The 23,426-nt window shown below is 73.5% G+C and carries 14 protein-coding genes; 9 read left to right on the forward strand and 5 right to left on the reverse strand.

Going from position 1 to position 23,426, the window contains the following annotated elements; translation table 11 throughout:
* Window positions 1-124 precede the first annotated feature (124 nt).
* From J8M51_RS10160 to J8M51_RS10180, 5 genes are all read left to right on the forward strand, one after another.
* On the forward strand, window positions 125-4,510 hold the full coding sequence (locus J8M51_RS10160; protein ID WP_086759006.1) for a glycoside hydrolase family 38 N-terminal domain-containing protein: 4,386 nt from the start codon (window positions 125-127) through the stop codon (window positions 4,508-4,510).
* Window positions 4,507-5,256 carry a peptidyl-prolyl cis-trans isomerase gene (locus J8M51_RS10165; RefSeq protein WP_256965535.1) on the forward strand — a complete coding sequence of 250 codons (750 nt, stop codon included), beginning with the start codon at window positions 4,507-4,509 and terminating at the stop codon, window positions 5,254-5,256. The genes J8M51_RS10160 and J8M51_RS10165 overlap by 4 nt, the downstream gene beginning before the upstream one ends.
* A gap of 149 nt (window positions 5,257-5,405) precedes the next feature.
* Complete coding sequence (locus tag J8M51_RS10170) at window positions 5,406-6,779, forward strand: extracellular solute-binding protein (protein WP_179203261.1); 1,374 nt, start codon at window positions 5,406-5,408, stop codon at window positions 6,777-6,779.
* Window positions 6,780-6,781: 2 nt separating this feature from the next.
* Entirely contained in the window at window positions 6,782-7,801 is a 1,020-nt protein-coding gene (locus J8M51_RS10175; RefSeq protein WP_086759002.1) for a carbohydrate ABC transporter permease, read from the forward strand.
* Window positions 7,798-8,694 (forward strand): carbohydrate ABC transporter permease, encoded by an 897-nt coding sequence (locus J8M51_RS10180; RefSeq protein ID WP_086759000.1) that lies wholly within the window; start codon window positions 7,798-7,800, stop codon window positions 8,692-8,694. Before J8M51_RS10175 ends, J8M51_RS10180 begins: the two co-directional genes overlap by 4 nt.
* A 30-nt stretch (window positions 8,695-8,724) precedes the next feature.
* On the opposite strand, the gene J8M51_RS10185 is transcribed toward J8M51_RS10180, so the two are convergent.
* Together J8M51_RS10185 and J8M51_RS10190 are read right to left on the reverse strand one after the other, a co-directional pair.
* Window positions 8,725-11,004, reverse strand: a complete 2,280-nt coding sequence (locus J8M51_RS10185) for a glycoside hydrolase family 3 N-terminal domain-containing protein (RefSeq protein ID WP_398855851.1) — start codon at window positions 11,002-11,004, stop codon at window positions 8,725-8,727.
* Window positions 11,005-11,076: 72 nt separating this feature from the next.
* On the reverse strand, window positions 11,077-12,177 hold the full coding sequence (locus tag J8M51_RS10190; RefSeq protein WP_086764184.1) for a BadF/BadG/BcrA/BcrD ATPase family protein: 1,101 nt from the start codon (window positions 12,175-12,177) through the stop codon (window positions 11,077-11,079).
* A gap of 22 nt (window positions 12,178-12,199) precedes the next feature.
* Here J8M51_RS10190 and J8M51_RS10195 point away from each other — a divergent pair, with 22 nt between their 5' ends.
* Window positions 12,200-13,480 (forward strand): glycosyl hydrolase, encoded by a 1,281-nt coding sequence (locus tag J8M51_RS10195; RefSeq protein WP_398856305.1) that lies wholly within the window; start codon window positions 12,200-12,202, stop codon window positions 13,478-13,480.
* 160 nt (window positions 13,481-13,640) lie between these two features.
* Here the strand turns inward: J8M51_RS10195 and J8M51_RS10200 are convergent, their stop codons facing one another.
* The 3 genes from J8M51_RS10200 to J8M51_RS10210 form a co-directional block, all read right to left on the reverse strand.
* Window positions 13,641-15,134, reverse strand: coding sequence for a glycoside hydrolase family 3 N-terminal domain-containing protein (locus tag J8M51_RS10200; RefSeq protein ID WP_086764188.1), 1,494 nt, complete (start codon window positions 15,132-15,134; stop codon window positions 13,641-13,643).
* Window positions 15,135-15,190: 56 nt separating this feature from the next.
* A complete protein-coding gene (locus tag J8M51_RS10205) occupies window positions 15,191-15,832 on the reverse strand; it encodes a DUF6629 family protein (protein ID WP_267299118.1) in 642 nt (213 codons plus the stop codon).
* A 166-nt stretch (window positions 15,833-15,998) separates the two neighbouring features.
* The gene (locus J8M51_RS10210) at window positions 15,999-17,054 is read right to left on the reverse strand and encodes a LacI family DNA-binding transcriptional regulator (protein ID WP_256965850.1); all 1,056 of its coding nucleotides are present in this window, start codon (window positions 17,052-17,054) and stop codon (window positions 15,999-16,001) included.
* A 151-nt stretch (window positions 17,055-17,205) separates the two neighbouring features.
* On the opposite strand from J8M51_RS10210, the gene J8M51_RS10215 reads away from it, so the two are divergent.
* From J8M51_RS10215 to J8M51_RS10225, 3 genes are all read left to right on the forward strand, one after another.
* On the forward strand, window positions 17,206-18,384 hold the full coding sequence (locus tag J8M51_RS10215; RefSeq protein WP_086760340.1) for a phytanoyl-CoA dioxygenase family protein: 1,179 nt from the start codon (window positions 17,206-17,208) through the stop codon (window positions 18,382-18,384).
* Between the two features lie 158 nt (window positions 18,385-18,542).
* The gene (locus J8M51_RS10220) at window positions 18,543-22,217 is read left to right on the forward strand and encodes a WGR and DUF4132 domain-containing protein (protein WP_267299119.1); all 3,675 of its coding nucleotides are present in this window, start codon (window positions 18,543-18,545) and stop codon (window positions 22,215-22,217) included.
* On the forward strand, window positions 22,214-23,425 hold the full coding sequence (locus tag J8M51_RS10225; RefSeq protein WP_267299120.1) for an ATP-binding protein: 1,212 nt from the start codon (window positions 22,214-22,216) through the stop codon (window positions 23,423-23,425). Before J8M51_RS10220 ends, J8M51_RS10225 begins: the two co-directional genes overlap by 4 nt.
* Window position 23,426: the final 1 nt, after the last annotated feature.

Below are 23,426 nucleotides of genomic sequence, written 5' to 3' on the forward strand. Positions count from 1 at the left end.
GCGGGCGGCACACGCCGAACCTCTCGGCTGTGCATGGATGAATCAACCAATATTCCGATGCATGGTTGATTGAACCACCCCACACTGCCAGGATGGGGCTCCGCCGAGCACTCGTAGGAGCCCCATGCGCCTCATCTCTGTCGAGTCGACCGAGCTCTTCGCCGGGACGGAGGACCAGCCGCACCAGGTGGTCGCCGTGACCCTCGCGCACGACGCGGGCCGGCCGGTCCGGCTGACCCTGACGGGCCCGGACGTCCGCGCCGTCGGGGAGACCGTGGTCACCACCGGCGAGGACGGCACCGTACGCGCCGAGATACCCGTGGCCGTGGACGGCCTCTCCCCCGGCGACCGCCGCGAGATCACCGTGACCGCCGCCGACGGGGACCGGGTGGCGCGGGACACCGCCGGGTTCACGGTCGCCGAGCCGGGCTGGACCATGTTCATGGTCAGCCACTTCCACTACGACCCCGTCTGGTGGAACACCCAGGCCGCCTACACCGAGACCTGGGACGTCGCCGACGACCCCGGCCGCACCGGACTGCCCGCGCGGACCTTCGACTCGCGCGGCCAGAGCGGGATGAGCCTGGTGCGGGCCCACTGCGACCTCGCCCGGCGCGACCCGGCGTACACCTTCGTGCTCGCCGAGGTCGACTACCTCAAGCCGTACTGGGACGCCTTCCCGGAGGAACGGTCCTTCCTGCGGCAGCTGATCCGCACCGGCCGTGTCGAGATCATGGGCGGCACCTACAACGAGCCCAACACCAACCTCACCGGCGCCGAGGCGACCATCCGCAACGCGCTGTACGGCGACGGCTTCCAGCGCGGCATCATCGGGGCGTCGCCGGAGACGGCCTGGCAACTGGACGCGTTCGGGCACGACCCGCAGTTCCCCGGGCTGATGGCGGACGCGGGGGTGACGTCCAGCTCGTGGGCGCGCGGGCCCTTCCACCAGTGGGGGCCGACCCTGTCGGTGTTCGGCGAGGAGCCGCGCGACCCGGAGCGGATGCAGTTCCCGGCCGAGTTCAGCTGGATCGCGCCGAGCGGACGCGGACTGCTGACCGCGTACATGGTCAACCACTACGGCGCGGGCTGGGCCATCGACAACGCGCCCACGCTCCCCGAGGCGGAGGCCGCCGCGCTCAAGCTGTTCCGGGGGCTGAGCAAGGTCGCGCTCACCCGGAACGTGCTGCTGCCGGTCGGCGGCGACTACGCCCCGCCGTGCCGCTGGGTGATGGGCATCCACCGGGACTGGAACGAGCGGTACGTCTGGCCCCGGTTCATCAGCGGTGTCCCCCGGGACTTCTTCGCCGCCGTACGGGCCGAGCTGGAGCGGGAGGGGCGCACGGCGTCCCCGCAGACCCGGGACATGAACCCGGTGTACACCGGCAAGGACGTCTCCTACATCGACACCAAGCAGGCCCAGCGGTACGGGGAGGCACTGCTCGCCGACGCCGAGGCCTGGGCGACCCTGGCCTCGCTCACCACCGGGCAGCCCTATCCGGACGCGGCCCTCGACAAGGCCTGGCGGCAGCTGATCTACGGCGCCCACCACGACGCCATCACCGGCTCCGAGTCGGACCAGGTGTACATCGACCTGCTCACCGGCTGGCGGGAGTTGCACGACCTGGCAGGGGCCGTGCACGCCGACGCCACCCAGGCGCTCGCCGACCGGGTCGTCCCGCTGCCGGGCGACGGCGCCGACCTGGTCGTCTTCAACTCCGCGACCTGGCAGCGCGAGGACGTGCTCACCGTCGCCGACCCCGGCCGGGTCCCGCTGGACCACACCGGGCTGCCGCTGCCGGCCGTGTCCGAGGACGGCGAACTGACGGTCGTCGTGCCCGAGGTGCCCGGCATGGGCCTCAAGGCGCTCTCGCTGGCCGAGGGTTCGGTGCCCGGCTGGACGGCCGGCGAGGGGACGACGATCCGCAACGAGTTCTACGAGGTGACCGTCGACCCCGCGCGAGGAGGCGGCGTCCGTGGTCTGCGGGCCCTCACCGGGCCCGAGGGCGGCCGGGAGCTGCTGCGCGCCGGGGACATCGGCAACGAACTGGTGGTGCAGGAGGAGTACCCGAGGCACCCGCGCTTCGGCGAAGGGCCCTGGCACCTCACGCCGACCGGTGTCACCGCCGCGCGCAGCCGTGATGTCGCGGCCGACATCGATGTCGAGCACTCGCCCGCCGGTTCCCGTATCACCGTCCGCGGCGATCTGGGCCTGTTCCGCTACACCCAGCGGCTCACGCTCTGGACGGGCGTCGACCGGCTGGACGTGACGACGACGATCGACGGGTACGACGGCGCCGACCGGCTGATCCGGGTGCGCTGGCCCTCGGACGTGCGCGGCGGGCTGCCGGTGCACGAGGTCGCGGACGCGGTGATCGGGCGCGGCTTCGGGTTCGTCGAGGTGGACAGCGAGCGCTTCCCGTGGACGCTGGACAACCCGGCCAACACCTGGTTCGGGCTCGGCTCCACGGCCCGGGTCGCCGTCCACGACGGCACCGGGACGCTGCTCGGCCACCGCTCGATCGGTGTCGCCGAGCTGATCTTCAGCGACTGGGACACCGCCGGGGAGCTGGGCACCCCGCTCGCGGCGGCCCTGGTGCGCACGGGCGTCACGGCCACCTCGACGATCGCGGGCGGTCCCCGCTACGGCGATCTGGAGGTCGACTCCAATCTGCCGGACATCCGGATCGCGGTCGGCGGCCCGGAGCGCAACTCCCTGGTCGCCGAGGCCCTCGGCTGGGACCCGGCGGCCGCCCGCGAACTGCGCCGCCGGCTCGCCGAGGACGGTCTCGCGGCGGTGTGGGTGGCGCCGCGTGCCTCGCTGCGCGAGGAGTGGGTGCCCGGCGCCGATCTGCGCGACCTGGAGCGGCTGCCGCTGCTCGTGGTGGCGGGGGCCCGCCCCGAGGACGACGCGAAGGCCGTGGACACGCTGATCGCCGACCTGGACGACGCGACCGTACGGGCCACCGCGGCCGGGGGCGGCGAGGCGCTGCCGCCGGGGGACGCCTGGGACGGGCGGGGCTTCGCGATCCTCAACCGGGGCACGCCGGGCTGTGTCGTGACCTCCTTTGGCGACCTGTACATGTCGTTGATGCGGTCCTGCACCGGCTGGCCCTCCGGTGTCTGGGTCGACCCGCCCCGGCGCACCGCCCCCGACGGCTCCGGCTTCCAGCTGCAGCGCTGGTCGCACACCTTCGCGTACGCGGTCGTCGCGGGCGAGGGCGACTGGCGCGACCTGGGGTGGCCGCGCGCCGGGCACGCGTTCAACCATCCGCTGACGGGGCGGCTCCGGGAGCCCGACCATCCGCTCACGGCGCGGCTGCGGGAGCCCGCCGGGACACCGGCCGGGCTGCCGAGGACCGTGACGCTGCTGGGCCTCGAACCCGAGGGCCGGGTGCTGCTGGACGCGCTGAAGCCGGCCGGGTCGCCGCTGGCCAGAGGTGGCACGGCGGCGGCGGATCCGGCGCGCGGAGTCGTCGTCCGGGCGCACGAGGTGGACGGACGGCCGGTACGGGCGCGGGTGACGGGCCCCTCGGCGTGGGCAAAGGGCGGTCGGGCGGACGTCCTGGAGCGGCCCGGTGAGGCGCTGACGCCCGGCGCGGACGGGGCGCTGGAGCTGGAGCTGACGGGGTTCGAGGTGGCCACCGTGCTGGCCTCGCCGGTGACCGCCGCCTCACCGGTCGTGCGCACCGGAGGGCTCGCCGCCGACACCCCGGCGCCGGGCGCCTGCCCCGGAGACCCCACGGCTCCGGGGGACATCACGGACCCCGGTGTCGCCGCGCACGAACCCGCCCAGCCCGTGCACACCCGGTACTGGCTCCACAACTCCGGTCCGGCGCCCCGGGGGAACATGCCCCTGGCCGTGTATCTCTCGCCGACCGCGCTGACCGCCGACGGCCCGGTCAGCGCGACGGTCCGGGTCTCCTCCGAGCTGACCGACGCGCCCGTGTCGGGCACGGTGGCCCTGGAGGTGCCGCCCGGCTGGCGCGCCGAGCCCGCCGAACTGCCGTACGCGCTCGGCCCCGCCGGCTTCTCGCTCGGCGAGGTCACGGTGACGCCACCGCCGGACCCGGTGCCCGGCCGCTACGCGCTGGCCGCGCGGCTGACGTACGGCGGGCAGACGTTCGAGGACGTGGTCGCCCTCGACGTGCCCGGCGAGGCGGCGGAGGGCGGGCCCGACGGGCGGACCGGGCCGAGCCTCGTGACGGAACTGGGTGTCGACCGGGTCGAGGTGTGCCGGGGCGAACGGGTCCGGGTGCCGGTACGTGTGCGGAACACGACGCGGGGGCCGGTGACCGGGCAGCTCTGGGCGCTGTCGTCCTGGGGGACCTGGGCGGGCGTCGGGCCCGGTCTCCAGGGGTTCGCGCTGGCCGCCGGGGAGAGCGCGGAGTGCTCGGTCGAGGTGGACGGCTCGGCGGTGCCGCCGGGGTCGTACTGGCTGATGGCGAAGGCCGGCTGGCACGGCTGTGTGGCGTACACGGAGGCGGTCGTCCTGGAGGTGAGGCCATGAGCGAGGCCCCGGAGACCGGGTACGCGCACCCGGCCCACGACAGCCACGGGGTGCCGCACGACGACCACGGATTGCCGCACGACCACGGCGCGCCGCACCCGCACGCGCCCCCCACCGGTCCCGCCGACCCCGCCGCGCTCGTCGGCGGTGAACCCGTGCCCCGTGGGCGGGTGGACGCCGTGCTGGACGCCGTGCCGGCCCGGGACCGGGAGGCGCGGCCCGAGGGGCAGGCGCGGGCCGAGCGGCAGCGGCGGCGGTGGGCGACCCAGGTGGTGGTCGCCGACGAGCTGGCGCGACGGGCCTGCGCCGCGCGCGGGCTGGCGCCACAGGCCGGGGCGGCGCCGGCGCGGGCGCTCGCGGTGTCCGGGACGGAGGTCGCCGACCTGGGCAGCATCATCGCCGTGGCGCTCGCCCACTCTCCCGCCGCGCGCACTCTGCTGGCGGCGCTGGAGGCCGAGCAGCGGGTGCCGGAGAAGGCCGTACGCGGCTACTACGACCGCAATCCGGACCGCTTCCTCACCCCGGAGGCGCTGCGGCGCGGCGTCGACCCCTACGGCGGGGCGGCGCCGGGTGACTTCGTGCCGTACGACGAGGCCCACGAGGACGTCGTGCGGGAGCTGCGGCGGGCGATGGGCCGGCAGGCCTTCTTCGACTGGCTGGACCGGGCCCGTGCCGACGTGGAGTACACACCGGGGCACGAGCACCCGGGCGACCCCTCGCACCCCGACCACGAGCACCGGCACTGAGTGTCCGGCAAACCTCTCGGAACCGAAAAGCAACGCGGCCAGGCATTGACCTCCGATGAATTCTGGTCCACCTTTTCATCAATCGAAGTCCAAGTTGGTGATTTGAACCAGCGACTCGATCCAGCAGCTGACTGATCGCAGGAGGCGACATGCGCGCGAGACGACTGACCGGATGTGTGGTGGGCGTCATCGCCCTCACCCTGACCGCCGCGGGCTGCGGCCTGTCGGGCGGGGGCTCCGACAGCGGGGACGCCACCGCCGGCGGCTGCGAGGTCGACAAGGGCAACGTCGGCTCCGGGAAGCTCACCGGCGACGTCAACGGCACGATCACCTTCCAGACGACCAACCTGAAGAAGGACTTCGGGAACTACTTCAACGGCGTCATCAAGGCCTTCGAGAAGGCCCACCCGGACACCACCGTGAAGTGGGTCGACGACCCGGGCGACGCCACCTTCACCCAGCGCCTGGTCGCGGACGCGCAGGGCTGCACGCTGCCGGACGTGGTGAACATCAACGTCAACACGGCGATCGCGCTCACCAAGAACGGCTACCTCCTCGACCTGGACAAGAAAGCCCCGGACGCGGGCGGGCCGTTCGTGCCGAACCTGTGGAAGTCGAGCATGTACGCGGACGCGTCCGGCGCCAAGGTGCACAGCGTCCTGCCCTGGTACTCGGGCGGCATCGTGCAGACCTTCAACACCGAGCTGATGGAGAAGGCGGGTCTCGATCCGGCCAGACCTCCGACGACCGTGCTCGGTCTGTTCGAGGACGCGCAGAAGATCGCCGAGGTCTCGGACGGCAAGTACTACGCCTTCCTCGCCAACCCGCAGCTGCGCATCCCCGCCGACTGGCAGCAGATGGGCATCGAGGTGCTCTCCTCCGACGGCAAGAAGTTCACCTTCGCCGACGACCCGAAGACCGCGCGGTGGGTCGAGGCCATGACCAAGCTCTACAAGGCCGGCGGCATGCCGAGGGACTCGCTCTCCTCCACCCAGGACCCGGCCAACGTCTACGGCCAGGGCAAGCTGGTCTACGGCCCGACCAACCCCAACTTCCTGCGCTTCATCCAGCAGAACAACCCCAGCGTCTACAAGGAGACCGGCGTCGCCCGCTTCATGCTGGACGACCTCGGCCACACCGTCGGCGCCCCGCAGTACATCGGTGTCGCGTCCACCAGCAAGAACGCGGCGACCGCGCTGTCGTTCGCGCGGTTCCTGACCGACGCGAAGAACCAGCTGGAGTGGGCGAAGGACCCGAACGTCGTCATCTTCCCCTCCACCACGGCCTCCCTGGACGACCCGTTCTTCCAGTCGGTCAAGGGCGACGACCCGTTCGCCGAGGCCCGCAAGATCGTCGCGAGCGACCGCAAGACCTCGACCGCCGACGAGATCGCCCTCACGCCCGGCGAGCTGAACGCCATCACGGCCCAGATACAGCTGGCCATGCAGGGCAAGAAGAGCGCCCAGGACGCGCTGGACGAGGCCCAGAAGAAGGCCGACGCGCTGATCGAGCAGGGCAGCTGAGTATGACCACCCTCTCTCCCCCCACCAAGGGATCGGGGGTCGCGGTCTCCTCCCGCGACCCCCGCCCCGGGGAACCGGGCGGCGGGCGCCGCCTGCTGCGGGCCCTCAAGCCGGGCCCCAGCGCCGACGCGGGTGGCGCCGCGCTGTACCGCCGCTGGTGGCTGCCGTGGCTGTGGATGTCGCCGGCGATCATCGGTATCAGCGTCTTCGGCCTGTACCCGTTCCTGAACACGCTCCTGTTGTCCTTCACCGACGCCAAACCGCTCGGCGGCGCCGCCTCGTTCGTGGGCCTGGACAACTACACCCGGATGCTGGGCGACTCCGACTTCTGGCTCGCCACCCGCAACAGCGTGCTGTACGCGGTGATCGTGGTCCCGCTGATGGTGCTGCTGCCGCTGATGCTGGCCGTGCTGGTGGAGAAGAACCTGCCGGGCATCGGCTTCTTCCGCTCCGCCTTCTACACCCCGGTCCTCGCCTCCAGCGTGGTCGTGGGGCTCAGCTGGCAGTGGCTGCTCAGCGATCAGGGACTGGTCAACACCTGGCTGGAGAAGGCCCACATCATCCGGTCGGCGATCCCGTTCCTCTCCGACTCCTGGCTGATCCTGCTGTGCGCGATGGGGCTCACCCTGTGGAAGGGCCTCGGCTGGTACATGATCTTCTATCTGGCCGCGCTGGGGAACGTGCCCAAGGAACTGCACGAGGCCGCCGCCGTGGACGGCGCGGGCGCGATCCGCCGCTTCTGGCACGTCACCATGCCGGGTGTGCGCACCTCGATGATGCTGGTCGGCACCCTCACCGGCATCGGCTCGCTGCGGGTGTTCACCGAGATCTACATGCTCGGCGGCGCGACCGGCGGCCCCGGCGGCGCCGACCGCACGCTCCCCTTCTACATCCGGGACATCGCCCTCGACCCCCTCACCGGCAACGCCGGTTACGGCTCCGCGGTCAGCGTCGCCCTCTTCGTACTCACCCTGGGCCTCACGCTGCTCGCACAGCGACTGACGAAGGAGGACGAGTCATGACCGCGGCCGTGACGTCCCCGGGCACCGTGGAGAAGCGGCGGCGGCTGATGCCGCGCTGGCGGGACTACGGCCGGCCGCGCGAACTGATCGTCCGCTACCTGCTGTTGCTGTTCGTGCTCGGGATCACCGTCGGCCCGCTGCTGTGGCAGCTGCTGTCGTCGCTGAAGGGCGTCGGCGAGGACGTGTTCGGCTCGAACGCCTCGCTCTTCCCGCGCGATCCGACGCTGCGCGCCTACCGCGAGGTGTTCGCCCAGGTCCCGGTGTGGTCGTACATCCGCAACAGCATGGTGGTCGTCGCCCTGTCGGTCACCAGTCAGCTCGTCTTCTCCACGCTCGCCGGCTACATGCTCTCCAAGCCCGGCTGGAAGGGGAAGAAGCTGGTGTGGGTGCTGCTGATGGCGTCCATGATGTTCCCCTTCGAATCGATCATGGTCTCGCTGTTCCTCAGCGTCCGTGACCTCGGTCTGGTCGACAACCTGGCCGGGGTCTGGCTGCCCGGCTTCGTCGCCGCCATCAACATCCTCATCATGCGGGCCGCGTTCCTCGCCGTGCCGCGCGAGATCGAGGACGCGGCGATGCTGGACGGGGCGGGCGAGTGGAAGCGGTTCCGGTATCTGTATCTGCCGTCCGCGTGGGGTGCCATCCTCGTCGTCACCATCAACACCTTCATCAGCGCCTGGGACGACTTCCTCTGGCCCCTGATCGTGCTGCGCACCGAGGACCACTTCACCCTGACGCTGGGCCTCGCCCGCCTCCAGTCCTCCTCCTTCGGCTACGACCAGCGGATGGTGATGGCGGGCTCGGTGATCTCCGTGATCCCGGTACTGGTGCTGTTCGTGATCACTCAGCGGTGGTTCTACAAGGGCGTCTCGTCCGGAGCCGTCAAGCTCTGAGGTCAGCCGTCATCCCCTCAGGTCCAGCCGTCATGCCCTGAGGTCCCGTACGACGGGTACGGCGTCGAGCGCCTCCCGCGCCGACTCGGCGACACGGAGCTCGACGGCGCCGACGCCGGGGGGCACCTCGAAGGACAGGGAGACCATACGGCGTTCACCGGGCGCCAGGCCGACACCCTCGAACGCGCACAGTTCGAGGGTGCGCGGCCATACCGGCGTGATCAGCCGTCGCAGATAGACCTGGACGACCGTACGAGCGTGCCGTTCCCCGGTGTTGGTGACGTCGACCTCGACGGCGGTCCCCGCGAGGCGCGGTGTGCCGTACGCGAAGCTCGTGTACGACAGGCCGTGCCCGAAGGAGTACGCCGGTTCGGCGCTCTCGTCCGCGTAGGCGCCGTACTCGGTGTCCTTGTGGTTGTAGTAGACCGGGAGTTGGGCCGCCGAGCGCGGGATCGAGACGGGCAGTCGGCCTGTGGGTTCCGTGAGTCCGAGCAGGACCTCGGCGATCGCGGTGCCGCCCCACGGGCCCGGGTACCAAGCGGTGAGCAGGGCGTCCGCCGTGTCGGGGACCGTGTGCGGGCGGCCCTGGATCAGGACGACCGCCGTGGGCGTCCCCGTCGCGACGACCGCGTCCAGCAGCGCGTGCTGGGCCTCCCCCAGCCGCAGCCCCGCCAGGTCGACGCCCTCGCCGCAGGTCATCTCCGACACGACGGTCCGCGCCGCGCCGTTGGCGTCGAACTCCGTGTCGGGGGTGCGGGCGCTGCTGCCGCCCAGCACGAGCACGGCCAGGTCGGCCGCCGCCGCCTCGGCGGTCGCGGCCGGGACGCCGGTACGGTCGGCGCCGGTGAGGGCCGCGCCCCCGGCGTGGCGGACGTCCGTGCCGGGCGGTGCCAGCTCGCGCAGGGCGTCGAGGACACTCACTCCGGTGCCGGGGCGCTGCGGGGCGGTGTAGTCGCCGAGTTGGTGGGCGGTGGTCGCGGCATGCGGGCCGAGCACGGCGATCCGGCGTACCGAGGGGGCGATGGGCAGGGTGCCGGCCCGGTTGCGCAGGAGGGTGACGCAGGCGCGGGCCAGGTCGGTGCTGAGGGCGCGGCCGGTGGGTCCGGGGGGCTGCGCGCGGCGTGTGCGGGGGTGTTCGAACAGGCCGAGGCGGAACTTCAGACGCAGGACGCGGGCGACGGCCGCGTCCAGGGCGGCTTCGCTCACGAGACCGCGTTCGACGGCCGCCTCCAGATGCGTGAAGCCCTCGTCCCAGAGGCTGAGGTCGATCCCGGCGTCCAGGGCGAGGGCGCCCGCGGAGACCTTGTCGCCGGTGATACGGGCGAGGCGGTCCACGGCGAGGCCGTCGGCCATGACCAGGCCCTGGAAGCCCCAGGTGTCGCGCAGCAGTTCGGTGAGCAGGGCGCGGTTGCCGGAACAGGGGACGCCGTCGACCTCGTTGTAGGCGGCCATCACGGCGGCGGCGCCCGCGCGGACTCCGGCGAGGGCGGCCGGGAGGTGGATCTCGTGGAGTTCGCGGAGGCCGAGTTCGGACTCGGCGGAGTTGCGGCCGCCGACCGTGGCGCCCTGGCCGGCGAAGTGCTTGAGGACGACGGGGGCGCGGTCGGGGGCGAAGGCCGCCTCCGCGTCCGGGGTTCCCTGCATGCCCCGCACCAGCGCCTCCGTCAGGCGGGCCGCGAGGTAGGGGTCCTCGCCGAAGCACTCCTCGGTACGGCCCCAGCGCGGGTCCCGGGCGATGTCCAGCGCGGAGACCAGGGCCAGGTGGCCGCCCCGGGCGCGGAGTTCGGCGGCGGCGTGCCCGGCGGCCCGCTCGTACAGGGCGGGGTCCCAGCCGGCGCCGACGGCCAGGTTGACGGGGAGGACCGTGCCGTCGAGGGCCATGTGGCCGTGCGGCACCTCCTCGACGAACAGGGCGGGGATGCGCAGACGGCTGCGCTCCAGGACATGGCACTGGACCAGGTCGGCGAGGTCCGCGCTGTCGGCGGCACCGGGTCCGTGGCCGTGGTCGACGCCGGACCAGGCGTCGGCGCGCATCAGGCCGTAGAGGGCGCCGAGGCCCGCGAAGCGCTCGGTCTCGGCGTACAGGGCCTCGGTGAGTTCGAACTCCCCGTCCGGGGTGCGGCGGTAGGCGTCCCAGCCGTACATCCGCTGGTTGAGCTGGCCCGCCTTCTCCCGGAGGGTCATCCGGGAGAGGAGGTCGGCGACGCGGGTGCCGAGGGGGGCGGCCGGGTCGAGGTACGGGGGCTGCGCGGGTGCGGCGGGTGCGGCGGGTGTGGTGGCCGGAGCGACCGGCTGGTCCTGCGGGGGCATGGGTCGTCCTTGTCGGCCGGAGTGGTGCTGAGCGGGAGGCAGGGCTTTACCGGGGCAGGGGCTCCGGTCGGGTCAGGCGGTGGTGGTGTGGGCGAGGCGGGCCAGGGCGACGGCTCCCGGGGAGCCGTCCGAGACCGGGGTGAGGGCCAGGTGGTGCGGGGCCAGGCGTTCGGACAGCGGGGGCAGCAGGGGGCCGTGCGGGGCGAGCAGGCCGCCGGTGGCGACGAGGGGTTCACCGGTGCGGGGGGCGAGGGCGGCGACGGTCTCGGCCAGGCGACGGGCCGCTTCCTGGAGGATCTGCACGGCCACGGGGTCCTTCTCCTCGGCGGTCCGCACCACAGCGGGCGCGTGGTCCGCCAGCCGCACGGGCGCCCGGTCCATGACGGCGGGCAGCAGCCGGGCACGGTAGGCGGTCCGCCGCTCGGCACTCCACGCGACCGCGCCGAAGCCGGGCCCCCTGCTCGTGCCGGACCCCGTGCTCGTGCCGGTGCCGGTGAGGCCGTATCCCTCCGGGGGCAGGATCTCCTCGGGCAGGCCGAGGTCGCGGGCGACGGAGCGGACGAGCGCGGTGGGTACGCCGCGGCCGTCCGCCGCGCGCAGGGCCGCCCGTACGGCCGCGCGGCCGATCCAGAAGCCGCCGCCGTCGTCCCCGAGGAGCCAGCCGTCACCGCCGGAGGTCGCGGTCGGCACCCGGCCGGCGATCCGGGCCGCGACGGCGCCGGTCCCGGCCACCAGGACCAGCCCGTCGGAGGGATGGCCGGGGGCCGCGGCGAACGTGGTCTCGATGTCGCTGTGCACCCCGACCGTGGACGCCTCGATGCCGAGCCGGTCGAGCGCGGCGGTCAGGGCGGCCCGCGCCCGCAGCCGGCCGGGCTCGTCGGCGCCCTGGGCCTGGTGCCCGGCCCCCGCGAAGCCGCCCGCCACCGCGACCACCCGTCCGCGCAGTCCCTCGGGCACGGCCCGCGCGACGGCTTCGGCCAGGTGGTCGGCGAGGGCCGGACCGGGGACGGTGAGCGCGTTGCCGGGCCCGGCCGTCCCCTCGCCCCGGGTGCCGCCGCCGGCCAGGTCGGCGAGAACGGCACGGGTGCGGGTGCCACCCGCGTCGATGCCGACGACATATGCGGGGGCCGGTGGGGAAATCCGGGACGAAGCTTGGTTCAAATCACTATTCATTGCCGTCCATGGTGGTTGATACATTCGCCGGAGACAAGGTCCGTCTCTTGAGGAGGACGCCATCAGCACGCCGCCCTCGCCCGCACCCGCACTCCGCTTCGGCGTCAACTACACCCCACGCCGGGGCTGGTTCCACGCCTGGCACGACTTCGATCCCGGGCTCGCGCGGGAGGACCTGGCACAGATCGCCGGACTGGGCCTGGACCACGTCCGGGTCTTCCACCTCTGGCCGCTGCTCCAGCCCAACCGCACACTGGTCCGGGCGTCGGCCGTGGACCAGCTGGTCCGGCTGGTCGACCTGGCCGCCGAGTGCGGGCTCGACGTGCTGGTGGACGGCGTCCAGGGCCATCTGTCGAGCTTCGACTTCTACCCGGAGTGGACCCGCAGCTGGCACCACCGCAACGTCTTCACCGACCCCGAGGCGATCGAGGCCCAGGCACTGCTGCTGCGCACGCTCGGCCGCGCCCTCTCCGGCCATCCCGCCCTCATCGGCCTCCAGCTCGGCAACGAGCTGAACAACCTGGTCGAGCACAACCCGGTCGCCGTGGCCGAGGTCGACCACTACCTCGACACCCTGCTGGCCGCCGCGCGGGCCAGGCTCGGCGAGGGGCGGGGCCTGGTCACGCACTCGGCGTACGACGCCGCCTGGTACGGCGACGACCACCCCTTCACCCCCGAGGCCTCGGCGCGCAAGGGCGACCTGACCACCGTCCACCCCTGGGTCTTCTCGGCGAACTGCGCCGGGCGCTACGGCCCGCGCTCCCCCCAGGTGCACCACCTCGCGGAGTACGGCACCGAACTGGCCACCGCCTACGCCACCGACCCGGCCCGCCCGGTCTGGGTCCAGGAGACCGGTGCCCCCGAGCCCCACATCCCGGCCGCCGACGCCCCCGACTTCGCCCGCGCGACCCTGCTGAACGCGGCCGGCTGTGCCCGGCTGTGGGGCGTCACCTGGTGGTGCTCCCACGACGTCGACCGCTCCCTGGCCGACTTCCCCGAACTGGAGTACACGCTCGGCCTGTTCGACTCCGCGGGCCGCGCCAAGCCCATCGCGGAGGCCCTCTCCACGACAGTCACCGAGATCCGTGGCGCCGCCGCCCCGCCCGCTCCCCGTACGACGGCGCTGGTCCTGGACTGCACCCCGGCCACGCGGTCGGTGTCGGGCCCGGGAGGCACCTTCTTCGACACCTGGATGGCGCTGCGCCAGGAGGGCGCCCGCCCGGCGGTGGTCCTGGCGGAGCGCGCGCAGGACGCGGCGCACTTGGCGGCACGGGGAATCACCGAGGTGATCGAAGCGAAGTGAGCGGGCGGGGCAGGGGCGCCGGACAGCGATGGGCCCGCGCGCCCCTGAGACGCAGGGGGCGCAGCCCCTGCGTCTCAGGGGCGCGGGGAACTGCGCGAGAAGCCCCACCGGCCGGAGGCCCACCCACAGCGGAGACCACCCCACCGGGGACCGGCCCCGCTCAGAGCCTCCGCCCCGCCAAGACCTCGGCGAGGGCCCGCAAGTTCACCCGCCCCCTCCCGTGCGCGGCAAGCGCATCCCCCGCTTCCGGCAGCCCGGTCGAGACGACCAGCGTGTCCGGCCGTACGACCAACAGGGCGTCCCGGAGGCGCCCCTGCCAGGCGTACAGCTCCGCGTCGCACAGGGCGAGGACCAGCGGGCGCCCCTCCGCGGCCCGCAGCACCTCCGCCACGACCGCCCCGATGTCGTCCGGCTCCCCGGCGACGGCCGTCCCCGTGGCGGTGGGGTCGAGGGCGCGGATCTCGGTCAGGAGGTCCTCGCCGCCCCAGTTGAGGGCGGGGTGCGGGGGCGGGAAGCAGTCGACGACATGGGCGCCGGGCACCGGCCCCGGCAGCGGCCCCCCGCTCCGTACGGCCCGGCGCGCCGCCGTCAGCCCGGCGCCGGCGTCCCACGCGGCCACGGCACCCGGCCGGTACGGCACCGCGTACCGCAGCGCGAGCCGCCGTACCCGCTCGGCGGCCTCGGCCACCCGCTCCTCGGCGAGGTCGCCCGCGAGCAGCGCGTCGAGCACGGCGTCCCGGCAGGCGAGGGTGACCTCCAGGTCCGGTACGGCGACGACGACCTGGTCCGCCCCGGCGGCGAGCGCGAGCCGGGCGCCCGCCGCCTCGCCGTAGCGGTCGGCGATGGCCCTCATCTCCAGCGCGTCGCTGACGAGGACGCCGTCGAAGCCGAGTTCGCCGCGCAGCAGGCCGGACAGGACGCGTGGGCTGAGGGTGGCGGGCAGGCCGGGGTCGAGGGCCGGGAAGACGACATGGGCGCTCATCAGCATGGGCACGCCCGCATCGACGGCCGCCCGGAAGGGCGCGAGGTCGAGTTCGTCGTACGGCCGTGGATCGACCGCCAGTTCGTGGTGGCTGTCGGTGACGGTGCCGCCGTGGCCGGGGAAGTGCTTGGCGCAGGAGGCGACGCCGCGCGCGTCGGTGGCCCCGATCCAGGCCCGCAGATGCCGGGAGACCAGTTCGGGGTCGCCGCCGAAGGCGCGGGTGCGCACGATCGGGTTCTCGGGGCGGCTCTGGACGTCGGCGACGGGGGCGTAGGAGACGGTGATGCCGAGCGTGAGCAGATGTGCGGCGAGGGCGTCGGCACACGCGGCGGTGAGGCCCAGGTCGTCGGCGGCGCCGAGTGCCCAGGAGCCGGGCACCTCGGGGGCGCCCGCGGCGACCAGGTGGCCGATGCCGCCGCCCTCGTTGTCGATGGCGACCAGCAGGTCGGGGCGCAGTGTCCGCAGGGTGCCGGTGAGTTCACGGACCTGGTCGGCGTCGCGGATGTTGCGGGTGAACAGGATGACCCCGCCCAGACCGCGGTCGATCAGCCGTTTCAGGGTGTCGGGGACGGTCGTCGTACCGTCGAAGCCCGCGACGAGGCAGCGGTGGGCTGCCTCGTCGAGGGCCGCGGGGAGGACCGGGCCGAGCGGCCCGGCGGCGGAGTGTGTCACCTCCGAAATCCTCTGGCTGGCCAAGCCGAAAGTCAACAGCTCGGTGGATGATTGATTCACCAAGGATCGGTGGGGCCCCGGGTGCGCGCCCGCCGTCGTGCGCGCACCCAGCCGAGCAGCACCACCGAGCAGACGGCGGCGAAGGCGCACCAGGTCGAGATGAACTCCAGTCGCCACAGGGTCCAGCAGATCGCGGCGCCCACGCCGGCCAGGACGCCGAGCACCAGGAGCCGCCGGTCGCCGGAGAGGAGCAGGGAGCCGACGGTGGCGAGGAGATAGCCGGCGACGAGGAGGGCCGGGTGGGAGAGGTCGACCGTGTAGCCGACGGTACGGCCGCGGATCTCGGCCGTCACCGGGCCGGTGACCAGACCGTGGGCGAGCGCGGCGGCGGTCACGGCGCCGACCGCGAGGAGCACGGCGAGCCGGGTCCGGGCGGATCGCGGAGCCGCGCACCACACGCCCGCCGGCACCCACACGGCCAGCAGCGGCAGGGCGATGACGGCCCAGGTGACGGTCGCGGGCCCGCTGCCGCCGTGCGAGGACCAGACCGCCGCCTCCACGATCTGATGCGCGCCAAGCAGCAACGGCAGCGCGGCGAGCGGCAGATCACGCCGGTCGCGCACCAGCGCCACACAGGCCACCCCGACGGCCGCGACACCGGCACCCGCCACGAGATCGGCCGTCGCACTCCAGCACATCGCACCACCCCGGGATCGGCCGTCGTCTGCGCGGGCCACGCTATGTCGCGCCCGGCGCCCCTTCGCGGGGCGACACGGGGCCGTCGGCGCCTGGGGCCGCTTCGGCGGAGCGGGTGTGCGCCGCGCCCGGACGGGCCGCGCGACCAGGGCGGCCGGCGTGCCCGGCTCAGGCCTTGGGTGCCGGTCCCGGTGCGTCGGGGGGCATGTTGCAGGGTGTGACGACCTGGATCGTCGACGGCGGGGGCGGGCCGTCGTCCGGCAGGGCCCCGTGCGCGCGCATCACGGTCTGGCAGGCACGGCGTACGTCCTGGCGGAGGTCGTGGTGGAGGACGGCGGAGAGCCGGCGCTCGCGCAGCAGCCCGGTGTTGTCGTGGTCGAGGTCGTGCGCGACGAACACCGCGCAGTTCCGGCCCAGTTCGTCGAAGGCGTCCAGCGTGGCGAGGTTGCCGCCGCCCATGGAGTAGACGGCGACGATGTCCTCGTCGCGCCGGAGCGCCGCGAGGACGAGGTCGCGCTGGGTGGCGTCGAGGCCGTCGCTGTCGGTGACCTCCACCAGGGAGCGGGCCGGGTGGGCGAGCCGCATGGCGCTGCGGAAGCCCATCTCGCGCTCCTCCTCGCCCCGGAAGGAGGCGCGGCTGATGGTCGTCAGCACATGGCCCGGCCGGTCACCGAGCCACTGGCCGACGAGGTACGCGGCCGTGCACCCGGCCGCCCGGTTGTCGATCCCGACGTACGCCACGCGCGCGCTGCCGGGCAGGTCGGTGACGAGGGTGACGACGGGGATCCCGGCCGCGGCCAGCCGTCCGACGGCGGCGGAGATCTCCGGCAGGTCCGGCGCCTTGAGGAGCACGCCCTGCGACCCCCGCCTGGCGATCCGGTCGAGGCCGGCGACCAGTTCGGCCGCGGGTCCGGTCTCGCGGAAGTGGAAGCGGGAACGTACGACGGCGGGGTGCAGGGAGGGAAGTTCGGCTTCGAGGGCGGCGCGCACGGCGGTCGTGAAGCGTTCCGGGGCCTGCATCACGATGTCGATCATGAAGGTGCGGCCGCCGATGCGGACCTGGCCGCGCTGGCGGTCGAGGTCCTCGACCGCCTGCCGCACCTCACGGACCGTGCTCTCCCGCACATTGCCCCGGTGGTTGAGGACGCGGTCGACGGTGGCCGTGCTCAGCCCCGACTGACGGGCGATCTCCCTGATCGTGTACGGGTGCCGGTGTCGCGTCACAGTGGTGCCGGGTCCTTCGGTGAGGTGTCGTGGACGAGGTGTCGTGGGCGAGGGGTCGTCGTGATGCGTTTTTGATGTGTTGTCGCGCATTGAATGAGGGGTTTCCGGTCCTCAGACTGACAGAGACACGAGGCCTGCGAAAGGAGCCGCGATGACCCGCGTCGCTGCGATGACACGAACCTGGCTGACCGAGGCGGACTGCGATCTCGACACCTTCCGCGCGCTCGTCGAGGTGCGCACCGACCCCGCCGACCATCCCTCGGCCGAGCGGGTCGAACAGAACGTGCCCCTCTACGACAGCGAGCGGCTCCGCTCCCTGGCTGCCACCCCCGAGGGCCGCCGGGCCGTGCGGACCGAGCTGGTCCGGACCCTGTCGGACGGCCCCGGCATCGTGGTGCTCAAGGGCGCGTTCACCGAACCGGCGGTCGTGGACCGCGCGTCCGCCGCGTTCCGTGAGCTGATCGAGGAGGAGCGTGCCGCCGGTACGGCCCGGGGCGACCACTTCGCGAAGCCCGGCGCCAACGACCGTGTCTGGAACGCCCTGGACAAGATGGCCGTACGGGCTCCGGACGTGTTCGCCGACTACTACGCCAACGACCTGCTGGCGCTGATCGCCGAGGCCTGGCTGGGCCCCGCGTACCAGATGACCTCCCAGGTCAACGTGGTCAACCCCGGTGGCGCGGCGCAGAGTCCGCACCGGGACTACCACCTGGGTTTCCTGTCCCGGGAGCAGGCCGCCGCCTACCCCGCGCACGTGCACCGTCTCTCCCCCGTGCTCACCCTGCAGGGCGCGGTCGCCCACTGCGACATGCCCGTCGAGTCCGGCCCGACCCTCTATCTGCCGCACTCGCAGAAGTACGAGCCCGGCTACCTCGCCTGGCGGCTCCCCGGGTTCGTCGCGTACTTCGACGCCCACCACGTCCAACTCCCCCTGGACAAGGGCGACGCGGTCTTCTTCAACCCCGCGCTCTTCCACGCGGCCGGGCACAACCGCTCCTCGGACATCCGGCGCATGGCCAACCTGCTGCAGATCTCCTCCGCGTTCGGCCGCGCCATGGAGACGGTGGACCGCGAGGCCATGGCGAACGCGCTGTTCCCCGTCCTGTCGCGCCGCCGGTCCGAGGGCGCCGCGGAGGAGTGGCTGCGCCGTGTCGTCGCCGCCACCGCCGAGGGCTACCCCTTCCCCACGAATCTGGACCTCGACCCGCCGGTCGACGGTCTCGCCCCGCCCTCCCAGGCCGATCTGCTCTGGCGGGCCGTCGGCGAGGAGTGGACCCCGGAGCGGCTGCGTGACGAACTGCGGGCGGGAGCCCGGCGCAGAGGGCGCTGAACCGGCCGGGGAAGCCCCCGACCCCGGCCGCCCGACGCGTTGTCAGTGGCCCCCTCTACTGTGGTGATCGTCGCTGGGCCTGGCGTTTTCGCGCCGGTCGGTGGCTGAATCCGCGTGGGGTGGGCCGGGGAGCCGGCAGGGTCGGAAGGGGTGGGCGCGTGCGCCGCTGGGAGTATGCCGAAGGGACCTCCTCGAAGTTCTGGGAGGCCGAGGCGGACGGGAGCGCGGTCACCGTCCGGTACGGGCGCTGCGGCACGGACGGGCGCACCCAGGTCAAGGAGTGCGCTTCCCCCCAGGAGGCCGCCGAGTATCTGCGGAAGACCGCCGCGGCCAAGGAGCGCAAGGGGTATCGGGAGGTCGGCGGGACGGGCGACGGCGTGGGGGACGGTCCGCGGGACTGCGGCACCGTCCCGGACGCCGCCGTTCCGGACGACGCAGGTCCCGGCACCTCCGTTCCGGACGTCCCGGCCGCCGACGAGGACACCGCCGTACCACCGGACGAGGACACCGCCGTACCACTGGACGAGGACGCCTTCGTCCTGCCCGCCGCCTGGCACCGTCATCTCCACCCGAGGCGGGGCGGTGTCCACCGCAGGCCGACGCCCCTGCGCAAGGGAGCGGCGGAGCAGGCCGAGCGGCGGCTGCGCGGCGCCGAGACCTGGGTGCGGCAGTACCTGGACGACCCCCGCAGCGACCCGGACCTGGTGCGGGCCGCCGAGGACCAACTCGCGGGTACGACGACTCCGTCGGGTGCGGCGGTGCTGGCCGTCACCTCCGACATCGCCTGGTCGGGCGCGGCCTGTACCGATGCCTGGGTCGAGGCCCACGGAGCGGTCTTCGCCGCCCGCGCGGCCATCGAACTCTGCGGCGTCCAGGTGTACTTCACACAGAGCGGGACCCACCGCTCGAACGCGCGCGTCGAGCGCCCGCAGAACCACTACGCGGGCCATGTGGCCCGGGTGCGCGGTGTGATGGACCGGCTGCGGGCACTGCTCGCCGACACCGACGAGGAGACGTACCGCGCCGTGGTCGCGGCGCTCGCGGAGGTACGGGGCGGTGTGCGCGAACGCATCGTCGTCTCGTACCTCGTCCCCGGTGAGACGGAATGGGTCGACGAGTGCGTGGACGCCCCCGAGGCCGACCACCCCCGTGACCAGGTGCTGCGCTCGATGCTGTTGTGTTCGCTGAACGACCCGGAACAGGTCCGGCGGTTGGGCGCCACCGCCTCGCTGGGGTACAACGGCTGGCCGATGTCGACGGTCGCCACCGTCGCCGAGGGCGTCGGCACGGCGGTGGCACCCCTGGTGGCGGAGACGCTCAAGGGGTTCTACGTCACGGCGGACCTCTTCAAGAAGGTCAACACGATCCTGGTCGAGCTGCCGTCCGACGAGGCGTTCGCCCTGCTGCTGGGGCAGCTCGACGACAAGCGGGCGCAGCCCTACGTGGCGAAGGCCGCCCGTCGCTTTCCGCGGCGTGGCCTGCGCATGCTCGCCGAGGCGGTGGCGGCGGGCGGACCGGACGCGGACGCCCTGCGGTACGCGCTGCGGGTCCATGTCTCGGGCCACCCGGACCTGGCCGAGGAGGTCCTCGGCTCCCTCTCGCCTGAGGCGGCGGATGCCGTCGCACCACTGCTGAGCCCGAAGGACCGGGTGCCGGACGCCCCGGCCGCCTCGCTGCCCGAGGTGCTGACCGCTCCGCCGTGGCTCCGGCCGCGCGAGCCCGTCAAGGTCCGCACCGTCGCCGGGCTGGTCGCCGAGGACGCGCCCGGGATCGTCTGGCTGCCCGGTGAGCGGCAGGAGTGGGCGGACGCGCAGTCGTGGGAGCGGGACTGGGCCGCGCGGACCGAGTGGCCCGACGATCCGGACGCCCTGCCGGTCGCGGTCCGCGCCGACAGGGCCGGGGTACTGGGGATCTTCCTCGGCAAACCCGAGGAGCTGGCCCGGCCGCTGCTGGACGAGTGGAATCCGAAGAGCCTGGACGACGACTCCGCGCTCAAGCCGGTCGTCGCCCGGTTCGGCACGGACGCCCTCGGGGTGGTGCTGCGGACCGTCCCGAAGTGGCCGGCTTCGCTCGCGCCCCTGATCCTGCCGTATGCGAGCGTGGGGACGGCCCGGCTGGCCGCCGAGTGGGCGGTGCGGCTGAAGTCGGTGCGGGACACGGCCCGTTCCTGGTTCCGGCGGCACGGCGAGGCCGCCGCGCCGCTGCTGGTGCCGGACGCCCTGGGCCGGTCGGGCACCGCCCGCCGGTACGCCGAGCAGGCGCTGCACACCATCGTGGCCCTGCACGGGGAGCAGGTCGTGCGGTCGGCCGCCGAGCGGTACGGCGCCGAGGCGGTGGCGGCGATCCGGGAGCTGCTGTCGGCCGATCCGCTGGTGACGGCCCTGCCGGCGAAGCTGCCCGAGCCCGTCGAGTGGGCGGAGCCGTTGCTGCTGCCGCAGATCCTGGTGCGCTCCGGTGGCGCGCTGCCCGCCGAAGCCACCCGGCATGTCGTGACGATGCTCGCGATGTCCCGGCCGGGCGAGCCGTATCCGGGGCTGGCCGTGGTCCGGGAGGTGTGCGCCGCGGAGTCGCTCGCCGAGTTCGCCTGGGCGCTGTTCGAGCAGTGGCGGCTCGCCGGGATGCCGAGCGAGGCGGGCTGGGCGCTGACCGCGCTGGGGCTGCTGGGCGACGACGGGACGGTACGCCGGCTCACCCCGCTGGTGCGGGCCTGGCCCGGCGAGGGCGGCCACCAGCGCGCGGTGGACGGGCTCGGGGTGCTGGCCGCGATCGGCACCGATGTGGCGCTGATGCATCTGCACGGTGTGGCGCAGCGGGTGAAGTTCAAGGCGCTCAAGGCCCGCGCCCAGGAGAAGATCGCCGAGCTGGCGCAGGATCTGGGGCTGACCGGTGAGCAGCTCGCCGACCGGCTGGTGCCCGACTTCGGTCTGGACGCACGGGGCACCACGGTCATCGACTACGGCAGCCGTACGTTCACGGTCGGCTTCGACGAACAGCTGCGCCCGTTCGTCCAGGACCCCGACGGCCACCGCCGCAAGGACCTGCCCCAGCCGGGCGCTCGGGACGACGCCGAGCTGGCGCCCGCCGAGCGCAAGCGGTTCATGGCCCTGAAGAAGGATGTCCGGACCATCGCCGCCGACCAGGTGCGACGGCTGGAGTCGGCCATGGTCGAGGGCCGTTCGTGGTCGGCGGCCGAGTTCCGCGAGCTGTTCGTCGGGCATCCGCTGCTGTGGCATCTCGTCCGGCGGCTGGTGTGGCTGAGCGACGCGGACGGCACGACGACGGCCTTCCGGGTGGCGGAGGACCGTACGTTCGCGGATGCCGAGGACAGCCTGTTCACACTGCCCGACAAGGCGATCGTACGGATCGCGCACCCGCTGCGGCTGCCGGGTGAACTCGACACCTGGGCGGAGCTGTTCGCGGACTACGAGATCCTCCAGCCGTTCCCGCAGCTGGGACGGCAGGTGTTCGAGCTGACGGCGGAGGAGGCCGCGGGGTGGCGGCTGGAGCGCTTCGAGGGGCTGACGGTGACGACGGGCCGGCTCGTCGGTCTGGAGCGGCGCGGATGGCGGCGCGGGCAGCCGCTGGACAACGGCATCGAGCGCTGGATCTCCAAGCTGCTCGCCCCGAACCGCTACGCGGTGCTGATCCCCGACGACGGCATCGCCGTCGGCTACTTCGATCCCGCCGAGCGGCAGGAGGTGGAGCACCTCTGGCTCGCCACCCGGCCCGGTGACTACTGGCCGAGCGACCCCCACAGCGTCAGTTTCGAGGAGATCGACCCGGTGGCGGTGTCGGAACTGCTCGCGGATCTGACGGAGTTGACGGCACCGTGACGACGACGGGCACACCGCGGGAGGGCGCCCGGGGAGCGGACGGGCCGGGGGTGGGCATGGGTGGCGCGGGCGGGCAGCGGGCGGGCACGGGCGGCGCGGACGAACAGCGGGCGTGGACCGGGGAGGCGGACGAGCTGCAGCGGCCGCCCGCCGAGGTGCGGTACGCCGGGGAGCTGGCCGTGCTGCGGGACGGGGACAGCGGTCCGAGGCCGCCCGGCTGGGAGCTGAGCCTGCGGGCGGCGCGCCGTTTCGTGGTCGGCGACGAAGGGGCGGGCATCAGCCGGAAGTTCGTGGGGAACCCCTCGCTGGTCGAGCGGGCCCTGGTGACACTGGCGACCAATCGCGGGCTGATGCTCGTCGGGGAGCCGGGCACCGCCAAGTCCCTGCTGTCGGAGCTGATCGCCGCCGCGGTCAGCGGTACGTCGACGCTGACCGTGCAGGGCGGCGCCGCCACCACCGAGGACCAGATCAAGTACGGCTGGAACTACGCGCTGCTCGTCGCCGAGGGCCCCTCCCGTCGCTCCCTGGTGCCGGCGCCGATGCTCCGGGGCATGGCGGAGGGCCGGATCGTACGCTTCGAGGAGATCACCCGCTGCCCGCTCGAAGTGCAGGACTCGCTGCTGTCGCTGCTCTCCGAACGCGTGCTGGCCGTCCCGGAGCTGGACGGCCCCGACGCCATGGTCTTCGCCCGCAAGGGTTTCAACGTCATCGCGACGGCCAACACCCGCGACCGGGGCGTCAACGAGATGAGCGCGGCCCTCAAACGCCGCTTCAACTTCGAGACGGTGTTCCCGGTGCCCGACCTGGACACCGAACTGGCCCTGGTCGAGGCGGAGGCGGCCGAGCTGCTGCGGCAGTCCGGGGTGACGGCCGCGCCCGACCGCGAGGTGCTGGAGGTGCTGGTCACCACCTTCCGTGAGCTGCGCTCCGGCCGGACGCGCGAGGGCGACGGGGTGGACCGGCCCTCGGCGGTGATGAGCACCGCCGAGGCCGTGTCGGTGGCCCACGCGGTGGGGGTGCGCGGCTGGTTCCTGCGCGGGGAACCGGGCAGCGCGGCCGACGTGGTGGCCTGTCTCGCGGGCACGGTGGCCAAGGACAGCCCCGAGGACCTGGCCCGGCTGCGCCGCCATCTGGAGCAGCGAGTTTCGCGCCGCCGGGGTGCGCAGTGGCAGGCCCTGTACGACGCGCGCCATCTGCTGGACGGCTGAG

This window comes from Streptomyces griseiscabiei, from assembly GCF_020010925.1.
Lineage (GTDB): Bacteria > Actinomycetota > Actinomycetes > Streptomycetales > Streptomycetaceae > Streptomyces > Streptomyces griseiscabiei.